This window comes from Marinomonas sp. SBI8L, from assembly GCF_001624705.1.
GTDB lineage: Bacteria > Pseudomonadota > Gammaproteobacteria > Pseudomonadales > Marinomonadaceae > Marinomonas.
In genome coordinates this window covers 136,122-156,618 of the sequence record NZ_JSEO01000003.1, presented here as the reverse complement: position 1 = coordinate 156,618, position 20,497 = coordinate 136,122, and the positions used below count along the sequence as shown (strand labels likewise).

The window sequence follows — 20,497 nt, the reverse complement described above, 5'->3', positions numbered from 1 at the left end:
GATGGTTTTAAATAGATATTACTAAAGGCTAGTAATTATAGATTAGCCTTCTAAAGACGCTTTTAACGCGCCACCGTCAGCAACACCTTTTTCGAGTATTTCTCTAATCTTATTAAAAGAAGCTGCAGCAACTGCAGGTCTTTGCGCATATGTTGTTAAAGCGCCACCAGTCCATCCAGCCGCTTTAAGTACTTCTTTCTTAAACTGATTCCCTGTTACCCCAAGTCCACCCAATGCCATGAGTTCATCTTCTATCAACAAATAACTTGGGCGCTCGCCGCCGAATTTCATAAAATCATCTGCCTGAACTGGCTCAAATTTGTTCGCCATATTTATCTCTCACCAATTAAAAGCAACTTTGGCTCTTTAAGAAAAAGAGCCGCCATGAACTAACGTTAGCCATAAGTCAGTTTTGAAACAAGCGAAAAGCTGTATAGAAACGTAATTTTTTTAATCTTTCGTTTTCACCCTATTAACAGCGCCTAGCCATCCGTGATAGAGAGCTTTTTGTTGAGTCTCAGGCATTTCACTCTCAAACGCCTTATCTGACCACCATAAGGATGTAATTTCCTCTAAGGAAGAATAGACCCCAACTTTTAAACCTGCCAAAAATGCAGCACCCAATGCTGTTGTTTCTGTTACTTTTGGTCGCTCAACTTTCACTCCTAGGATGTCAGCCAAAAATTGTACAACCAAATCATTCACCACCATGCCACCATCAACTCTTAATGAGCTAAATACAGCGCCATCTTTTTCCATGGCATTCACTAAGTCCTTAGTTTGATAACAAACAGAACGTAAGCCAGCACTTACTATGTCTGCAACACTTGTATCACGGGTTAGACCAAGCATGGCTCCACGCGCATCAGGGTCCCAGTAAGGGGCACCTAAACCCGTAAAAGCAGGTACAAGATAAACAGAATCTTGGTTTCTAGCTTGCTCAGCTAAGGTTTTTGTTTCTTTTGCATCGTTGAAAAGTTTCAAGCCATCTCGTAACCATTGGATAGCGGCGCCCGCAATAAAGATACTACCTTCAAGGGCATAAGTAACTTTACCATCAAGGCGATAACCGACAGTGGTTAGCATTTTATGCTCAGATTTAAGCGCTTCATCGCCTGTATTTAGAATCATGAAACAGCCCGTTCCATAGGTACTTTTCACCATACCTTTTTCAAAACAAGCCTGACCAATTAGAGCGGCTTGCTGGTCTCCTGCCATACCAGTAATAGGAATAGGCGCACCAAACAAGTCACTCGATGTGATACCAAAATCCGCACTACAATCCATAACTTCAGGAAAGTTAACATCACCAATCCCCATGACCTCAATGAGCTCATCATCCCACTCTTGGCTATGGATATTGAATGCCATTGTCCTTGCGGCATTAGTGGCATCAGTTTTATGAGATTCGCCTGATGTAAGGTGCCATAACAAGAAAGAATCAATCGTACCAAACACAATGTCGCCAGCTTCAGCTCTCGCTTTAACGCCTTCAACATTATCCAAAATCCACTTGATTTTTGTGGCAGAGAAATAAGGGTCAATTAACAGCCCCGTCTTAGCTTGAACTTTATCCTGCCAACCTTGATCCGTTAAAGTCTGGCAATATTGGCTCGTTCTTCTGTCTTGCCACACAATCGCATTATAAACTGGCTTACCTGTATTTTTATCCCAAAGAACAGTCGTTTCTCTCTGGTTAGTAATTCCTATCGCGGCTATATCTTGAGCAGTTAACCCTGTATCCTTGAGTACAGTTCGGCAAACATTTAAGCTTGATTGCCAAATCTCTTCAGGATCATGTTCAACCCATCCGTCATGCGGAAATATTTGGTTAAACTCCTGTTGAGCTTGCCCAATGCGCTTACCTTTTGCATCGAACACTATGGCTCTACTGCTAGTGGTTCCCTGATCAATTGCTAGAATATAATTAGTCATGGTGAGTCTCTATGGGCAAGTTTCATATTTAATTAAGTAAGTATGAAAGAGTTTACAATATTTCGAACATTTAATGTTCGTCTTTGAATCCTTTATATTAAAACCACAACTGCCTTCATTGGCAAGTCATAAAATTAGGAGCCTTTGACAGAATGGGTCAACAAACTCGACATGAAAAAATCACACTCTTTGTCAAAGAACGTGGTTATGTAACTATTGATGAGCTTTCAGCACACTTTAACGTCACCCCTCAAACCATACGCAGAGACATAAATACCCTTGCCGATGCGGATAAAATTCGTCGCCATCATGGCGGTGCCAGCATAGACTCAAGCACAACCAATGTTGCCTATGCTACTCGCCAAATTTTACAGCTCGATGCCAAGCAAGCCATAGCACAAAAAATTGCATCAGAGATCCCTGATCATGCCTCATTATTCATTAACATAGGCACAACAACAGAGACAGTTGCAAAGGCACTACTTAACCACACAGGTTTGCAAGTAATCACTAACAACCTAAATGTTGCCAGCATACTAAGTAGCAAAGATGACTTTACTGTTATCATTGCAGGCGGCACAGTCCGCTCCAGAGATGGTGGCGTCATTGGTGAAGCGACACTCGACTTTATTAATCAATTCCGTGTTGATTACGGCATCATAGGGATTAGTGGCGTGGACCCTCAAGATGGCTCTTTACTTGATTATGATTACCAAGAAGTCAGAGTAGCGCAAAGCATTATTAACAATTCTCGCACTGTATTTCTGGCGGCAGATAACGCTAAATTTGGCCGTAATGCTATGGTAAGGCTTGGCAGCATCAGCCAAGTAAACACCTTATTTACTGATGTTAAGCCTCCCGAAGCCATTCAAAAAATTCTCAACGAGCATGATGTTGCCCTAACATTATGCCAACCTGTAAACGCTAAATAGCGATAATCACCTAACAATTTCACCTTTTTAGTAAAGCAAACTTGCGAAATGAACAAGCTTGCTTTACTCTTTCGATATCAAATGTTCGTTTTTGAACATTATTATTCAAGAATGACCAAGTTTACTAATATTGATATGTGGGATTGAGCAATGCCAGAAACAAACTTTGATCTTTTTATTGTAGGTGGCGGTATTAATGGCACAGGCATCGCTGCTGACGCTGCTGGCCGAGGCCTATCTGTTGCACTTTGCGAAATGAATGACCTAGCAAGCGCCACATCATCAAATAGCAGTAAACTCATTCATGGTGGCCTAAGATATTTAGAGCACTATGAGTTTGGCTTAGTTAAAAAAGCATTAAACGAACGCGAAGTACTATTAAAAGTAGCGCCGCATATAGTGACACCACTTCGCTTTCAAATGCCACATAGACCACACCTTAGACCAGCATGGTTAATTCGCATCGGTTTATTTCTTTATGACCACTTAGGAAAGAGAGAAGCATTAAGCGGTTCTCATGGTGTTAAGTACGACAGAACTAGCCCACTAAAAAGTGAAATCACTAAAGGCTTTGAATATGCAGACTGCTGGGTTGATGACGCTAGATTAGTTGTTATTAATGCTTTAAGCGCTCAAAACAATGGCGCTAAGATTTATGACAGACGCAAATGCGTTAGTGCTAAACGTAAAAATGGCATCTGGGAAATCACTCTTCAAAAGGCAGGATCTAACGAAACAGAAACGGTAACCGCAAAAGGTTTAGTGAATGCAACAGGACCTTGGGTATCGTCATTTATTGAAACTAAGGTAGAAAGAAAAGCACCGTATAGTATCCGTATGATAAAAGGCAGCCACATAGTGGTACCTAAACTATACGAGCAAGACAATGCATTTATCATGCAAAATGAAGATAAGCGTATCGTTTTCGCTATCCCATACCGTAACGATTACACCTTAATAGGAACAACTGACGAAGAATATACTGGTAACCCATCAGAAGTAAGCATCTCTCAAAATGAAGCAGATTATATTTTGTCAGTTGCCAACCAACACTTTAAAAAACAACTTACTAACAAAGATATCGTTTGGTCCTACTCAGGAGTTCGACCTCTCCTAGAAGATGAATCTAGCGACCCATCAGCAGTCACACGTGATTATACTTTGCATGTGGAAGACGATGCAGGAAAGGCACCTTTATTAAGTGTATTTGGTGGCAAGATAACAACTTATCGCCAACTTGCTCTTTCTTGCATGGATGATCTAAAAAACTATTACCCGAATATGGGTAAAGAGTGGACAGATACAAGTAGCCTACCTGGTGGAAACTTAAACACTAGCCTTCAAGGTTACGCTGAATCACTACAAAGTAAATATCGCTTTTTAAATAAGAAACTTGCTTATCGCTATGCCAGCACATATGGCACCTTATGCGAAACTTTCTTAAAAGATGCAAATTCAATGGAAGCATTGGGACAAAACTTTTCTAACGATTTATACCAAGTAGAAGTCGATTATTTAGTGAAACATGAATGGGCTTACTCTAGCCAAGACATCCTCTGGCGCCGTACCAAATTAGGTTTAGAGTTTAGCAGTGAAATGACTAACCAACTTGAACAATACCTTGCTAAGCAAGGCCTTGTTGCCGCATGACTTGAAGGATCTTCACTCGATCATTCTCTATGAACCTAGTGTTCATTTTATAGCCGCTCTTTCACTTAGAAAGTAGCGGCTTTTTTTTGATTTTAGATCAAGAATATAAGAGGTTTCATGTTACCTTATAGACTTATCTAAACCCTCCTAGCTGGACCCCAATTAAATGGATCTTATATTTTTCGATTTTAATCTAAGCACCTTGCTTATTTTAACTGGCGTGGCTTTTTTAGCCGGTATCATAGACGTAATTGCAGGAGGTGGCGGCCTGATTACAGTACCTGCACTTTTATTTTCTGGTGTAGAACCTGCTCAAGCTTTAGCAACCAATAAATTACAAGGTTGCGCCGGAACCTTATCAGCCTCATACCACTTTATAAAACGACGAAAAGTCGATTTAAAAGCCCTATTTCCAGCCATAGTCACAACAGCTATAGGTAGTGTTTTAGGCACTATTCTAGTGGCCTATCTAGATAGTAGCTTACTGCTCAAAGCAGTCCCTATCATTTTGATTTTAGTAGCTATTTTCTTTCTATTTCTCAATAAACTACAGCCACTTATCAGTAGTAAAGTACAGTTTTCCACCTTTGCTTTTGCCTTGATAATTGGTACATCATTTGGTTTTTATGATGGTTTGATCGGCCCAGGAACAGGCGCTTTTTTTACTACGGCTTACCTTTGCCTAACCGGCATGAACCTTATTTCAGCAACGGCGAACACCAAGGTATTAAACGCAACAAGTAATGTCGCATCATTAGTGATTTTCTCATTTACAGGACATGTATTATGGGGATTAGGGCTTTGTATGGCCGCAGGTCAATGGCTGGGCGCACAGATTGGCTCTCGGTTAGTTGTCACCAAAGGGAACCTATTAATACGCCCTATGGTGATTACCATGTGTCTACTTATGTCGGCCAAGCTAATCCACACAAACTGGTTTTAGTCTGTAAATGCCGAGGGTGAGGTTAAAGTTGATTCTGGCTCGTATTCAAGACAACTCTGCAATAACCAGATAAGCAAGTCCTTTACCTCTCGGCGCAAACTTTGCGCTTGAGGACAGACAAACAAGTAACTCAAGCCATCGTCTAACTCTGCAGAAAATGGCTTAATGAGTTGTCCACTTTGAATATCATCCATGACTAAAGGGGTACGACCTAATGCCACCCCTTGCCCCGCCACAGCAGCTTGTATGGCAAGGTCGCCACGGTTAAAGCTAATAGCACGAGACGGCTTAACACCTTTCACATTGGCTTTTTGCAGCCAGTTTTCCCACTCCACATATGGCGTACTAAAGCGGCTCTCTGAATCATCATTTAATAAGGGGAGACCAACTAATTGCTGAGGTTCAAACAGTTTATGCTGTTTAGCAAAATCTGGGCTACATACAGGGAAGACTTTATCCTTGATCAGAGGAACCTGAAAATCATCCCCTTTATAAAGGTGGCTATGAACAATAGCAACATCTACCCTATCGCGACCAAAATTTACTTCTTTATCATTAGCCTGTATCCGCAATTGCATATCAGGATATGCAGCTTGTAGATCTCCTAGCCTAGGAATTAACCACTTACTCGCAAAAGAAGGCATAACGGATAAGGTAAGAATATTAGATTGTTTATCTTCTTTTAGCTCTGTCAGTAGCGAGTCTATTTCAGTAAAACTATGATTGAGCTGTAACGCTAATCTAGCCCCTTCTGAAGTCAAGGTTAAACGCCTGTGATAGCGCTCAAATAACTTGAATCCTATTCTTTCTTCAAGCTGACGTATTTGCTGGCTGACAGCACCTTGAGTGATATGAAGCTCTTCAGCCGTTTTAGTAAAATTCAGATGCTTAGCAGCAACCTCAAAAGTGAAGAGTGTGGCTAATGGAAGTTGGCGCATTGTAAGAAACTCTCCAATTTATACTTAGGTGATCTACACTAAAAACATGAAAGAAAAACATAAAGCCTTCATTAAAATCATTAATTATTACAAAAGTGCCAGATATAGATACTACAAAACCTATATTTTAAAGAACTTTAAACTTTAAAATAATGATTTATCAAAATTTAATAAAAAATAGATTTTTCAAACAGAAGTGATTTTTAGATTAGCACAGCTAATGCTAAAAATTAATTTATATCGTTTGTAGTTAGCTTAAAAATACCTAAAATACGAACATCTTCTCGATCTGATCGAGATTGATAAAAGCAGCCCTAACTGCTTTTATCTGGCCAAATTATGCCCCCACAGACATAGTTTGGCAGGTAAGAATGCGACCCACATGCATTTTTACCAGGCAACTGCTAGTTACTTTTGTATTACCGGGCAAACCTAGGTTTGCCCGGTTTTTTTTGTCTAAAATTTATGGTTGAGAAGAAACAGCATCCTCACCCGCAGGCTCTTGATTATGGATAATCGACTCAAATGCTTTCAGACGCTTATAAATAGAAATCAATTCAACAATAGTACTCCAAGAGTTAACAAGGAACTGGAAAGAGTTCTCTACTTGTCCAAACGCTCGTGAGATTTGCTGCAATAACCCAAGAGTAATCGCCCCCGCAACTATGGTAGGCGCCATCGCTATATAGGGAATTAGCACAGTAAATTGCAAGTAAGACCATTTAGCTACATCAAAATACATATAGTGCAGATACAGGTTAAAGTAGTTCTTACGAACATGAGTAAAGAGTTCTTTGACCGTTGGCGGATCCGCTCTATCATCATTATCTTCACCAAGAACTAACTCTTTTCGATAAGCCGCTTCTACCTTTTGATTTTTAAACTCTAATCCAGGTAGCTTCACTCCAACGGCAGCTAAGAGCACAGTACCAAATAACGCAGATAAGATGGCAATATAAACCAATGAATGATCCACTGGGCCAAAATAAGGTAACTCGGTCACATTTTCACTTAATACCCATAACAAAGGCAAAAACGCGACTAACGTCATAATCGAACGAATAAAAGCAACACCTAGCCCTTCCATAATACTAGCAAAGCGCATGGTATCTTCTTGCACACGCTGAGCAGCACCTTCTACATGACGTAGTTTCTGCCAATGGCTCATATAATATTCATTCATCGCCGTACGCCAGCGAAAAATATAATGCCTAACAAAGAAACCAAGCATCACAGCAATAAAAACGTACAAACCCGCAATTTTTGCAAAGGTAAAACACTTACTAATAAACTCTTCTAGCGAAACACTGTTTGGCTCAGCTAATGCCTGCTGTAACGTATTATAAAAATCACCAAACCATTCATTAATTTGCACATCTAGCTGTACCTTGTACCAGGTCACGCCCAAGATCAAAATCGAGCCAAATAATGACCAAAGCAGCCACTTCTTATTAAGAAAAAAAGACTTAAACATTATCTACTTACCTATTTATTATGGTGGGAGAATTGCCACCTGATACCCCTAATACACCCTATTGGGAGTTGATTCGTCAACCCCAACTTATTAATAAGATCAATTAGTTCAACTTTATTGAGTTAAAGACTAGCAAGTATGCAGAAAGGTTCAATAATGAGCTTATTTTAAGCAAAAAAAACGGCAACCTAGGGTTGCCGTTTTTTAGAACTACGAAACTAAGACATTATGCTGCTTGGTTTTGCTCTTCTTGCTTTACCTGAAGGCCTACTTGAGACAAACGCTCCATTAGACGAACAACCTGACAGCTGTAGCCGTACTCATTATCGTACCAAACATATAAAGTCGCTTGCTTGCCACGAACTTTAGTAGATTGAGAATCTAGGATGCCTGCATTTTCACAGCCGATAAAGTCAGAAGACACCGCATCTGGTGCATCGCTATAAGCAATCTGACCAGTTAGCTCAGCAGATGCTGACGCATCTTTCAATAATGTATTAATTTCTTCAACAGATGTTTCTGCTTTAAGATTTAAGCTCAATACTGCGATAGATACATTGATAACAGGCACACGAATTGCGCTACCACTCAACTTACCTTCCAGTGCAGGAATCGCTTTAGATACCGCCTTAGCAGCACCTGTTTCAGTGATAACCATATTCATGGCTGCCGCACGTCCACGACGATCACCTTTGTGTACATTATCAATCAAGTTCTGATCGTTAGTGTAAGCGTGAACTGTTTCAACATGACCAGACTCAACACCGTATTTGTTTTCTAGAACAGATAGAATTGGTGTAATCGCATTGGTTGTACAAGACGCCGCTGAAAGGATTTGATCTTGGCTATCAATATCAGAATCGTTAACACCGAATACAATGTTTTTCATCTGCTTACCAGGTGCAGTCAAAACAACACGTTCAATGCCAGGGCGTTGTAGGTGTACACTTAAGCCATCATGATCACGCCAGATACCTGTGTTATCAACAAGTAATGCACCATCAATACCGTGAGACTGGTAATCAACTTCACTTGGGTGTGAAGCATAAATAATTTTTACTGGTTGGCCATTGATGATCAAAGTTTGCTGATCAGCATCAACTTTTACCAAGCCATCATAAGTACCGTGCACTGAGTCATACTTAAGTAAGCTAGCACGCTTTTTAAGGTCTTTATCGCCAGCTTTACGAACAACAATTGCAGCTAGCTTCATGCTTGGTGTTGTATGACCAATACTGCACATACGACGTGCTAATAAACGACCGATACGACCAAAGCCATAAAGTACAACAGGAGTTTGTTCGCCGCTATCAACACTTGTTTGCAAAATAGCATCGAGTTCATTTTCAGCAATCAAAGCTTCTAGATCAACAATAGTGTTAGATGCATTGCTATCTTTAAGCTCATTTAAAAGCGTTACGATTTGCGCAAGGTCAATCTCTGGATACTGATCAAACACTGTCATCAAACTTGTTACAGAGTCAGCTAGTAGGCTTTTACCTGCTAGTTGTACTTTAACATTTTGTTCACGGCCCAATTGACCTAAAACAGGAATCATAGATTCAACAAGTGAAAGAGAGGTAAGCCAAGCGTTTGTCATTAGTTTCTCCGAAAGCAGTAACATAAAGCGATATTTGCGCGAATATTAGCTGGCAAAACGTCTCATTACAAATTGAAAGAAGCCTACGAAACGCCCTAAAAACGGGAGCTTAGGTGCAATTTCGTTATGAAATAACGAAAAAAAACCGAGCAATTATGAAAGTTTACGACATGAGTAACTCATTCTTACAATATTTATGAATATTACTCAATTTATGTAGTTATTAGATCACATGAAAAGGGATTAACTTTCATGTTTTTTTTCTATTTTTTTTATAAATGGCGCTTTCGCTCAGCCATAACACCTAAAAAACAGAAAATACTGATTATCAGAATTGCCAAATAATTTGTTGAAACCAGCCTCAACAAAGATTCAATGAGAGGTTGTAACCATAAGGTTAAAATTCCATAACCAAATGTACACATAAGAATAAAAACCAGAACCCTAGCAACAAAGTGCCACTTATAAACTAAACGTTTAATAAGCTTATTAACATTATCACCGTACACAACTAGGCAAGTTGCCACCAAAGCCAAAGAAATATCCGCCAAATAAGGGCGCATTAAGGAAACAAGGTCTTGGTTAAGTTCTAAAATAAAGTTCATTTACGTTTTGTATTAGCAAGTCTGTTCTCACAGAAGGTTAATTTAGAGATTAGCCTGCAAGAAATAACATAAAAATATGACAAGGAAAAACCTATTCTAAAAGAAAGCATAAATGAATGATCAGAGCCTATCTTTTAAGGCTTGAACATTAATTTCACCTGATACGGATTTCCTTTTAGGGATGAGATCACGATAAGAAATACTGACTTCATAGGTAGTATTATGAAGTTCAACCAAGGTGCCATCGGCAAAACGCCACTGAGCACGACCAAAGCCATCTCTGACAAAACCAGCCATAGGTGGCCCATATTTTTTAGATAACAAATTACCGAGAGAACTGCGCTGCTTCACATTTTCAACAACACCATGCAATTCAATCTTTTCAACAAAATTATAATTGTTGTAATGCACTGCAATCTGCCTAATACCTAGGATGCCTTTATCCCCTAGGCTATAGTTTGCCAGCCCTGCTTGATAACTAGGATAAGGTGACATGCCCATGCTTCTTAGGTGCTTTTCAAATTCTTCTTGGCTTAAATCATTAATCAGCAAGCCAAAAAGTTCAGCAGATTTTGCATAACTTGGTGGCGGGGCGGGCTTTCCTAGTTTAATTTCCTCAGCATTTACAGTGATAGAAACAAAAACAAAGCTCATTATGCTAAGGCAGCATAAGATGCGAGAAAAAAACCAAGTGTTCATGAGAATTACAGCCACAAAAAGATTTGAAAAAGATTAGTATCTATAAGAGTAGCAAGGAATTTTAACCTTGCTTCTGTTATATTACATCAAGGACTTCCAACACAGGAGTTCAATCCCGTAAACAACTGTAAAATGAGGTAATAAATGGCGCTAGTTATTGGCGTTACTGGTGTATCCGGTAGCGGAAAGAGCCGTCTTTGTTCGCTATTGGCGGAAGGTCATGAAGATAAAATCACGGTTCTATGCCAGGACAACTTTTATAATGGCTGCGGCAGCATTGATCCTGATGTTTATAATTTCGATGATTTGAGCTCTTTAGATACTGAAAGCCTCACTTTAGCTATCCATAACTGTAAAAACCGTCAACAGCCTAATGAAATTCCGATTTACGACCACTCAAAACACAGTCGTGTTGGCTATCGTAACCTTGAACCTACTCATGTTGTTTTAGTTGAAGGTCACATGATGTTTCAAGATCCAGGTATTCGCGATGCCGTTGATTACCTACTATTCGTTGATACTGACCTTGATATTGCAGTGGTACGTCGCTTAAAGAGAGATATTTCAGAGCGTGGCCGTAATGTAAACGAAGTCACAAGTCGCTATATGCGTCATGTTAGACAAGCTGCATTGAAAACATTAGATATCCGCAACAAGTCAGACTTTATTATTCCGAATAATAATAGTTTCACTAATGCTGCAAACCTTTTCCGTAATCATATTGATTACCTTCTAAAGGAAAAAGGTGCCATCTAATCTTCTTAGAGATTGGAATATAAAAAGCCGTGTAACCCTGTTACACGGCTTTTTTGTTACTCACTTTATCCTTGTATTTAGCCCATTAACATTTAATTGTTTAGCATGGCCTTTAGTGCAGACAAAGACGCTTTACCTTGTTCTTTTTTCACTTTATCTGATTCATCACCTCGACCTTCCCATTGCACCACGTCATCAGGCAATTCATCTAGAAAACGGCTCGGCATACAGTCAATTTCTTCTCCGTACTGACGCCTTTTAGATGCCAAGGTAATACACAAGGTACGCTTTGCTCTGGTAATTCCTACGTAAGCTAAGCGCCTCTCTTCTTCAATGTCATCATTCTCAATACTGTTTCGATGTGGCAATAACTCCTCTTCACAGCCGATCAAAAAGACATGTGGATACTCAAGGCCTTTAGAAGCATGCAAGGTTAATAGCTGTACCTTGTCCTCATCTTCTTCCTCTTCTTGTCGCTCCAGCATGTCGATCAATAATAACTTGCTAATCGCCTGATCAAGTTCAGCATTTGGGTCTTCTTCCCAAGCACTTTCCATCATACGCTGAATAGATTCGAGCAGGAATCGCACATTTTCTATGCGTCTTTCAGCCGCCTTTGGCGAACTCGACTGCTCCTGCAACCAACCATAATAATCCATGTCATGAATCATTTGCTCTATCACAGGCACAGGAGAAGCGCCGGATAAACGCCTTCTCAAAGAACTAATCCAATGCTCAAACTCACGTAGACTCTTTAAAGAGCGCCCAGTGACTCTTTCTTCTAGCTCGGCCAACTCACATGCAGCAAACAAGCTAACTTTATGCTCGGTGGCCAGTATGCCGACCTTCTCTAAGGTCGCAGGTCCAATTTCTCGCTTCGGCAAGTTAATAATACGTAAAAAGGCATTATCATCTTCTGGATTCACCAATAAGCGTAAATAACTCATGAGGTCTTTAATTTCAGCACGGGCGAAAAATGAAGTACCGCCATTCATCTTGTAAGGAATACGATAAGCTTGCAGCTTAATTTCTATCAAGCGAGCTTGGTGGTTACCTCGATACAGGATGGCAAAATCTTTATAAGGAATATCATGTCTTAAATGGCGAGACTGTATTTCAGCAGCAACACGATCAGACTCAGACTCTTCATTACGTGTCACCATAATCCGAATAGGATCACCAATACCCAAATCACTCCAAAGAGACTTGTCATACACGTGAGGGTTATTTGCGATTAAGGTATTGGCAGCCTTAAGTATGGTTTTTGTTGAGCGATAATTTTGCTCCAACTTAACCAGCTTGAGCCCTTTATAGTCAGAATTCAAACGCTCCAAATTTTCAGGTCTAGCACCACGCCAAGCATAAATAGATTGGTCATCATCACCTACCAGAGTAAAGCACTTGCGCGCTCCCGCTAGAATACGTATTAGCTCATACTGACTGTTATTCGTATCCTGACACTCATCCACCAGCAAGTATCTGACTTTACGCTGCCAGCGCTCTCTTAAATCTTCAAACCCACTTAGTAAGCTAACAGGCAAGAGAATTAAATCATCAAAATCCACAGCATTGTAGGCTCTTAAATAACGCTGATATTGGCCATACACATGGGCTGCTAGCAAAATCTCATCTGAATCCGCATTAACCACGGCCTCATTCGGTGGGGTTAAATCATTTTTCCAGTTCGAAATCGTCATCTGGCAAAAATTTGCTTCATCAGCCTGTTCGTTAAACTCTTTATCCAGAATCTCTTTAATCAAGGTAAGAGAGTCCTGAGAGTCAAACAGAGTAAAGCCCTGCTTCAAACCGGCTTTAGCGTACTCTTTACGTAAGATAGTTAAGCCTAAATTATGGAAGGTCGAGATCTTCAAGCCACGGCTTTCATCTTTACTTAACATGCTGACCACCCGCTCTTTCATCTCACGGGCTGCTTTATTGGTAAAGGTTACCGCCACAATATTCGAAGCTTTATAACCACACTCCTGAATCAAGTAGGCAATTTTTGTTGTGATTACACTGGTTTTACCACTACCAGCACCGGCCAATACCAAGAGGGGGCCATCAATGCGCTTCACGGCATCGAGCTGGCGATCATTAAGGTTTTTCATTCGCTGGCGAATTGTTGGCGGGGCTTCTGACATGCTGTTAACTCAAAAAAGGACAATTCGACAATTTTACATGAGAGCAGCATAAGCAACTACTTAAAGCTTACAAATTATACGCTTTCACTTTATCTAATTTCATAAAGATACATTCACTTCATTTAGAAACGATTAGCTACAAATTCCTAACAGGTCCTTCATATACGTAGCAAATAAACTGAACTAGCCTTTATTCATAGTTATTTAAAAGGCCATCTATGTGAAAAAAAGAGCAAGTAAAATACTCATTGTTGACGATTATCACTCTAATAGGGTCTCTTTGGAGCGCTTGCTTAAGCCTATAGAAAATATAGAAATTTTTCATGCCGAGTCCGGCAATCAGGCTTTAAGCCTTATCATTCACAATCAATTTTCACTTATTTTGCTCGACGTAAACATGCCAGAAATGGATGGCTACGAAGTGGCAGAGCTAATCACAAGCACCGAAAGCCATAAGCACACACCTATCATAATGCTCACTGCTCACACAGGTAACCAAAGTGCGCTTAAAGCCTATAATTCTGGGGCGGTAGATTATTTAACCAAACCAATTGAGCCAACAATTTTACTCAACAAGGTTGGTCTCTATGTCACCCTCGACCAACTGCAAAATCGCACCGAAAGACTAAAAGCAGAAAAAGACGCCATCATAGAATCAATAGGCCAAGGCTTAATCAAGGTGTCCCAAGAAGGGGTTATCGAGTTTGCCAATGCCGCGGCACTCAACATGCTTAATCAAAGCTCAAGTGAGGTGCTATCAACACAGTTCAATAAATGGTTTAGTCGCTGTGATAACAATGAAAACCTCTTTACGGGTATCCAATCAAAAATCCAAGCTAACAGTGTTTTACAGCAAAAAGTGACACTAAAGCCCTTTAACAAAGACGTCCATAAAATTGAAATTACCTGCTCTCGCAAACAAGCGGATCAGGATGACGATGTTATTGTATTGTTTCAAGATATTACCCAACAACTTGCCTATGAAGCCGAACTCACACACTTGGCGAATTACGACAGTTTAACCAAACTTGCCAATCGTAATTACTTTAATACCTACCTGAATAAAGTGCTCGTTGATGCACAAGAGAAAGAATCAAACTTCTTCTTATTAATGTTGGGCTTGGATGGTTTCAAAAAAATCAATGACACCTTAGGCCATAGTATTGGTGATAAATTATTAGTTGGCGTTGCTTCAAGATTGACAGAAAACCTCCCAGATAATGCGTTCGCTGCCCGTTTAGGTGGCGATGAGTTTGCTATCCTAATACAACACCCAGAAATCCATGCAGCAGAGAACCTAGCCAAGCAACTAGTACAATTCATTTCGAACTCCTTCATTATTCAAGACCAAGAAATATACATTGAAGCCAGTATCGGAATAGCCGATGCAAAAACGGGAAATTACGACAAATCAGCTTTGTTAAAGTCAGTAGATATTGCCCTTAATGAAGCTAAACTCGCTGGTAAAAATCGATTTAAACTCTTTATCTCGGAAATGGCAGAACAAAGAAGCCTACAGGCAAGCATTCAACATAAACTTAGACATTTATTAGAAAGCCGTGACCTTGTGGTCCATTACCAACCTCAATTTAGTGTCAACCTAGGTGAGTTTGTTGGCTTTGAAGCCCTCGCCCGTTGGCCAGAAAGTGGCTATGGAGAACAAATATCACCAGGTGTCTTTGTCCCTATTGCTGAGCAGTCCATTCTAATTCAAGAAGTAGGAAAGCAAGTTTTAATTCAAGCTTGTGATCAACTCGCCCTTTGGCATCAAGAAAACAAGAACAAGCACCTTACAATTTCGGTTAATTTATCCGCCAAACAACTCAACCACCCTTTCTTTTTAGAAGAACTAAAAGATATTTTATTAAAATATCACTTCCCGCTAGAGCGGCTCATATTCGAAATTACAGAAACCGCTATTTTGAGCAATAGTGAATCTATCATCACCAGTATTCACAACTTAAAAGCTATGGGCGTACGCTTAGCGCTTGATGATTTTGGCACAGGTTACTCCTCCTTAAACTACTTACAGAAGCTGCCTTTTGACGCGATCAAGATAGACCAGTGTTTTGTCAGACGATTAGGCACCTGTAAAAAAACAGAAGCCCTAGTAAAAGCCATTATCACCATTGCCGATGCGTGTAATATGGATGTGATTGCCGAAGGCGTTGAAAGCACCATGCACCACCAGCAAGTGGTTGCTTTAGGTTGTAACAAGATACAAGGCTACTATTACAGCCCAGCGTTACCTATCCATAAGTTAGACGAATACTGCGTGCAAGCGACGCAATTACAATAGAAAGAAGTTAGCAAAGTTTGGTATTGATATAAGAAAGGTGAAACTAGAATACGCCTAAAACAGCTTTTTACAATAAATGGAATTCACATCCTGCTGTACCCTTTCGAAAGCATCTGATTCAGTTGTACAGTCTAGACTCTCCCTATCCCCCAGCATAAAGAATCCACGAGGAATAACACTTTCTTGAAGCACCTTGAGTGCTCTCTCTTTTAAATAAGAATCGAAGTAAATCAGCACATTACGACAAAGCACTAAATGCATTTGAGCAAAGGCACCATCTTTCATAAAGTTATGATGGGCAAAGATAATTTTATCTCTTAGGGCTGGTGAAAATATGGCCGACTTGTGATTGGTCCGATAATAATCTGCCAGTCGCTTCTCACCACCAGACAAGATGTAGTTCCTCTGGTATTCATCAAAATGTGATAACGAATAAATGGCAGAACGAGCAAGCTTCAAAGAGTCATTATTATAGTCAGTGGCATAGATACGACAGCGTTCCAGCAAACCCGCTTCATCTAGCAGAATCGCTAAGAAATAAACTTCTTCACCTGTTGCACAGCCCGCATGCCAGATATTGATTGAAGAATAGGTACTCAGCTTTGGAATCACGAGCTCTTTCAATAAACGGAACAGCTCAGGGTCACGAAACATACTGGTGACTGTGACAGACATGTCCTGTAGGAAGCGATCAAAGAAGAATTCATCATGCAAAATACAGGGAATAAGGTCACTCACATGTTGTTTTTTCTCTCTGGCTAAGCAGTTCAAAATTTGTCTGTGCAACGAAGGTTTAGCATAGTGACGAAAGTCATAACCATACTGTTTATAAACCGCATCCAAAAACAGATCGATTTCCAGCTGCTCTATTTCAGCACTTAATAATAAAGCGCTATCCGAATCTATCTCTGCATTTTCAGCCATACACTTTACACCATATTAGGTTGATAGAGCCAAACACGTAAAATCGAGAGCAGCATATCCATATCTAAAGGCTTGATTAAATATTCCGAGCCACCCGCATCAAGGCATTTTTGTCTGTCTCCAGGCATGGCTTTAGCAGTTAAAGCAATAATAGGAATAGATTGGTAATCAGGCATACCACGGATAATTTGCGTCGCATCTAAGCCATCCATGACGGGCATCATGATATCCATTAAGATCAAATCAAATACCTCATCAGCATGTGTCACAGCATCAACAGCTGCCTGCCCATTTTCTGCTTGAGTAATGATCAAACCTGTCTCTTCGAGTACCCGAGTGATTGCAAAAACATTACGCATATCATCATCAACTACCAGCACACGACGCCCTTCTAGCATGCTATTTTCATCATGCAGCATCTTTAATTTTTCTGGCTGGGTCGGGCTATGGGAACCATCGATATGATTTAAAAATAAAGCCACATCATCTAATAATCTTTCTGGCGACTCAGACCCTTTAATCACAATAGAGATAGAAAGATTTTGTAAGACTTTTTGCTCTTCAGGGCTAAGTTCCTTACCTGTATATATGATAATTGGCGTTTTAAAATCAGCGACCTTATGGCTCACTGCTTTAACCAAATCCATACCACTGACATCTGGTAAACCCAAATCTAAAATGATGCAATCGAAGCGCTTTTTGTCTATCTGCTCAAAGGCTTCTTCGGCATTACTAACACAGGTTAGCCCCACTTCACTGTTATCTACCAAATGCTGAATGGCAACCTGCGCATCCTTATCATCATCTACTAACAAAATTTGGGGCAGAATGGTTTCAGCTTGCTCACTAGTACCTTGTAGCAAGTCTCCAATCTTATCTATCTCCATCGGTTTTTGCAGATAGTTCACAGCCCCTAAATGCATGGAAGCAACTTTATTATCACTGGCAGATAAAACATGTACTGGAATATCACAGGTATCAGGATTGGCCTTTAAGGTTTCAAGAATTTCGAGGCCATCAGCATCTGGTAGGCCTATATCAAGCAAGATGCCATTCGGCTTGTACTGTTTCGCTAATAAGAGTCCTTCTGCGCCTTTATTAGTTGCAATCACACTAAAGTCTATTGACCTTGCATACTCAATTAACACCTTAGTAAAGGTTTGATCGTCTTCCACTATCAATAAACTTTTATCACTGGGTTTTAGATTATCCCTATCATCATTAAACCAGGTGCTCGATACCTGATAAATCGGTTCAGAAACGAGACCTTCTAAAGGTGGGTTTTCATCCGCGATAAGCTGCACCTTCTCTTCAAGTGTATAAGGGATAATAAGAGCAAAGCAGCTACCTTGCCCTTCTTCACTTTTCAGTCTTATTTCACCTTTAAGTAGCTGGCTTAACTCTTTTGAAATGGACAAACCTAATCCAGTTCCGCCGAATTCACGGTTAGTGGAGCCATTAGCTTGTTTAAAACTCTCAAAGACTAACTTTTGTTTCGATAAAGGAATACCAATCCCGGTATCCGTGACAGAAAAGATGACAGCGGGACTTCCTTCTAATTCAGTAGAACCTATATCGAGCTTTACTTCCCCTTGCTTAGTAAACTTAAACGCATTGGATAAAAAGTTTTTAAGCACCTGTTCGACTCTTTTTTGATCCGTTTGAATTTGATCCGATAAGGCTGGGTCTAAAGCGATACTAAATCCGATATTTCTATCTTTAGAAATTGGCATAAAGAGAGACTCCAAACTGTGGCAAATGCCATTTAGAGACGTGGTCTCAATACAGATATCCAACATGCCAGCTTCGACTTTCGACAAGTCCATTATGTCGTTAATCAGCTCTAATAAAGATTGGCCACTTTTATGAATAATACTGGCTTCCTCAACCTGGTCTGACGTGAGGTTACCTCGTTTATTTTCAGCCAATATTTTAGACAAGATTAATAAACTATTAAGAGGCGTTCTAAGCTCGTGGGACATATTCGCTAAGAATTCAGATTTGTACTTACTTGCCTGTGTTAGCTCTAACGCACTTTCTTCTAACTCTTTTTTCGAAATCATCAATTCTTGTGCTTGGATGGTGAGAGATTCCTGCTTCTCTTCCAACTCAACATTACTCAAGCGTAACTGCTCACTCTGTTGAATCAATTCTTCTTCGGAAGCTTTTAGCTCTTCTTCCGAAGACCTTAGCTGCTGAGCTTGAGCCTCAAGATCACTATTAACGACTCCTAACTCTTCCTGTTGCGCTTTCAGCTCCAACACTTGGAACTGGTTCAGTATCAACAACTCATCCGTCTTCTCGCGGGAAATCGTTGTTTTCAAGGCGATACCCACAATAAGCGCAATGTCTTTTAAAAACTCAAACTGTTGATCAGTGAAGCTACCTAAACTTGCAAGTTCCATTACAGCCAGTAATTCACCCTCAAATAATATTGGGTAAAGCACTATCATTTTTGGTTCACTCGTTCCCAAACCAGAGTCTAAGATCAAATAATTTTCAGGCACATCCCTAACAATTAATACCTTTTTATCAGCAATCACTTGGCCGACTAAGCCTTCCCCTTTTTCATATTTTTGTTTGGCACTTTCACCCCGTGATAAAGCATAACTGCCAGTTAAGGTATAGGCTTGGTCCTCTCTAGCAAGAAATAGCGCCCCTTGTTGAGCACCAAGAATTGGTGCTAGGTATCCTAAAATAGATTGGCTCATTTGCGAGATATTTTGCTCGCCACTCATAGCATCATTAAGCCCATTTAAGCTCTCTTTTATTAGCGCACTTTGCTCCAACTTAATCGCATCTCTTTTCATACGTATGACAAAAAAGCTAACACTCAGCACACCCAGAATAGAAATAGAAAACAATAGCCAAAACACACCTAATAGGCTGTTATTCGAATACTCAATAATTTTATTCAGAGGTAATGTGACTTCTAACACACCTCTAACATCGCCAACCTGCCAATTTTTTTGAGGCGAGTCTGGGTGTGAGTTATGACAGGCTAAGCAGCTTTCAGTCATCACATCTGCAGTGGCATATTTAAGTACAGGCTCTCCATCAAGCTCAAAAAACTCAGAATAAGCTCTGTCTGGGTTTGCTTGTAAATAAGACCATGCTTTTTTAGCAAATTCGCCTTTTAAACCACCAGCATCTTCACGAGAAGGAAACGGGTAAGGGCTATATAGCTTAGAGCTTGCATCGCTCTGAGCTCCAATCTGTTTACCAATTAACATACTAAAGGTAGCAGGAAGAGGGATAGCACCGTCTTGTTTGTCATAATCATGGGTAACCAGCATTCCATGCTTAGAGGCCGCATCAACCACTTCAGACGAGTAAAGCGAGCGGATTTTTTTAAGTGCTCTAGTGTAAATGGAGGCACTGTTTAAGGCAGATTTCTGAGTGAGCTCTTCACTCAAATAGAGGGTATAGGAATAAAGGCCAAAGCCAGTAATGGAAACAAAGCAGAAAAGTGAAACTAGTAACTTAACAAAATGATTGAGATCTTTCTTTTTATTCAAAGCACTCACTTCACGCATCATAGAGTCACCACTATTTACCGATAAATGTATTAGCTTGAATTATATGAAATTAATTACATCTT

At 40.1% G+C, this 20,497-nt stretch carries 15 protein-coding genes; 5 read left to right on the top strand and 10 right to left on the bottom strand.

The features are described from left to right. Positions 1-42: 42 nt before the first annotated feature. Positions 43-330: a hypothetical protein gene (locus tag OA91_RS04835; protein WP_046017685.1), complete on the bottom strand. Its 288-nt coding sequence runs from the start codon at positions 328-330 to the stop codon at positions 43-45. A 120-nt stretch (positions 331-450) separates the two neighbouring features. After that, positions 451-1,935, bottom strand: coding sequence for a glycerol kinase GlpK (gene glpK / locus OA91_RS04830; RefSeq protein WP_063336572.1), 1,485 nt, complete (start codon positions 1,933-1,935; stop codon positions 451-453). A gap of 152 nt (positions 1,936-2,087) precedes the next feature. Between glpK and OA91_RS04825 the strand changes: the two genes are divergently transcribed. From OA91_RS04825 to OA91_RS04815, 3 genes are all read left to right on the top strand, one after another. Then, positions 2,088-2,867: a DeoR/GlpR family transcriptional regulator gene (locus tag OA91_RS04825; protein ID WP_063336571.1), complete on the top strand. Its 780-nt coding sequence runs from the start codon at positions 2,088-2,090 to the stop codon at positions 2,865-2,867. Between the two features lie 150 nt (positions 2,868-3,017). Beyond that, positions 3,018-4,517, top strand: a complete 1,500-nt coding sequence (gene glpD, locus OA91_RS04820) for a glycerol-3-phosphate dehydrogenase (RefSeq protein WP_063336570.1) — start codon at positions 3,018-3,020, stop codon at positions 4,515-4,517. A 166-nt stretch (positions 4,518-4,683) separates the two neighbouring features. Next, complete coding sequence (locus OA91_RS04815) at positions 4,684-5,460, top strand: TSUP family transporter (RefSeq protein ID WP_063336569.1); 777 nt, start codon at positions 4,684-4,686, stop codon at positions 5,458-5,460. Here OA91_RS04815 and OA91_RS04810 read toward each other — a convergent pair. The 5 genes from OA91_RS04810 to OA91_RS04790 form a co-directional block, all read right to left on the bottom strand. Next, on the bottom strand, positions 5,457-6,398 hold the full coding sequence (locus OA91_RS04810) for a LysR substrate-binding domain-containing protein (RefSeq protein ID WP_063336568.1): 942 nt from the start codon (positions 6,396-6,398) through the stop codon (positions 5,457-5,459). The genes OA91_RS04815 and OA91_RS04810 overlap by 4 nt on opposite strands. A gap of 463 nt (positions 6,399-6,861) precedes the next feature. After that, positions 6,862-7,872, bottom strand: coding sequence for a peptide antibiotic transporter SbmA (gene sbmA, locus OA91_RS04805; RefSeq protein ID WP_063336567.1), 1,011 nt, complete (start codon positions 7,870-7,872; stop codon positions 6,862-6,864). Positions 7,873-8,098: 226 nt separating this feature from the next. Further along, entirely contained in the window at positions 8,099-9,472 is a 1,374-nt protein-coding gene (locus OA91_RS04800; protein WP_063336566.1) for a glyceraldehyde-3-phosphate dehydrogenase, read from the bottom strand. Between the two features lie 272 nt (positions 9,473-9,744). Beyond that, complete coding sequence (locus tag OA91_RS04795; RefSeq protein ID WP_063336565.1) at positions 9,745-10,077, bottom strand: DUF3392 domain-containing protein; 333 nt, start codon at positions 10,075-10,077, stop codon at positions 9,745-9,747. A 120-nt stretch (positions 10,078-10,197) separates the two neighbouring features. Then, the gene (locus OA91_RS04790; RefSeq protein ID WP_231870310.1) at positions 10,198-10,776 is read right to left on the bottom strand and encodes a uridine kinase; all 579 of its coding nucleotides are present in this window, start codon (positions 10,774-10,776) and stop codon (positions 10,198-10,200) included. A gap of 144 nt (positions 10,777-10,920) precedes the next feature. Between OA91_RS04790 and OA91_RS04785 the strand changes: the two genes are divergently transcribed. Further along, the gene (locus OA91_RS04785; RefSeq protein ID WP_009832869.1) at positions 10,921-11,532 is read left to right on the top strand and encodes a uridine kinase family protein; all 612 of its coding nucleotides are present in this window, start codon (positions 10,921-10,923) and stop codon (positions 11,530-11,532) included. A gap of 92 nt (positions 11,533-11,624) precedes the next feature. Here OA91_RS04785 and rep read toward each other — a convergent pair whose 3' ends face one another. Continuing rightward, a complete protein-coding gene (gene rep / locus OA91_RS04780; protein ID WP_046017693.1) occupies positions 11,625-13,673 on the bottom strand; it encodes a DNA helicase Rep in 2,049 nt (682 codons plus the stop codon). Positions 13,674-13,893: 220 nt separating this feature from the next. Here rep and OA91_RS04775 point away from each other — a divergent pair, with 220 nt between their 5' ends. Continuing rightward, the gene (locus OA91_RS04775; protein ID WP_063336564.1) at positions 13,894-15,972 is read left to right on the top strand and encodes an EAL domain-containing protein; all 2,079 of its coding nucleotides are present in this window, start codon (positions 13,894-13,896) and stop codon (positions 15,970-15,972) included. A 54-nt stretch (positions 15,973-16,026) separates the two neighbouring features. Here OA91_RS04775 and OA91_RS04770 read toward each other — a convergent pair whose 3' ends face one another. Continuing rightward, a complete protein-coding gene (locus OA91_RS04770) occupies positions 16,027-16,896 on the bottom strand; it encodes a CheR family methyltransferase (RefSeq protein ID WP_063336563.1) in 870 nt (289 codons plus the stop codon). A 5-nt stretch (positions 16,897-16,901) separates the two neighbouring features. Next, positions 16,902-20,435 carry a response regulator gene (locus tag OA91_RS04765; protein ID WP_063336562.1) on the bottom strand — a complete coding sequence of 1,178 codons (3,534 nt, stop codon included), beginning with the start codon at positions 20,433-20,435 and terminating at the stop codon, positions 16,902-16,904. Positions 20,436-20,497: the final 62 nt, after the last annotated feature.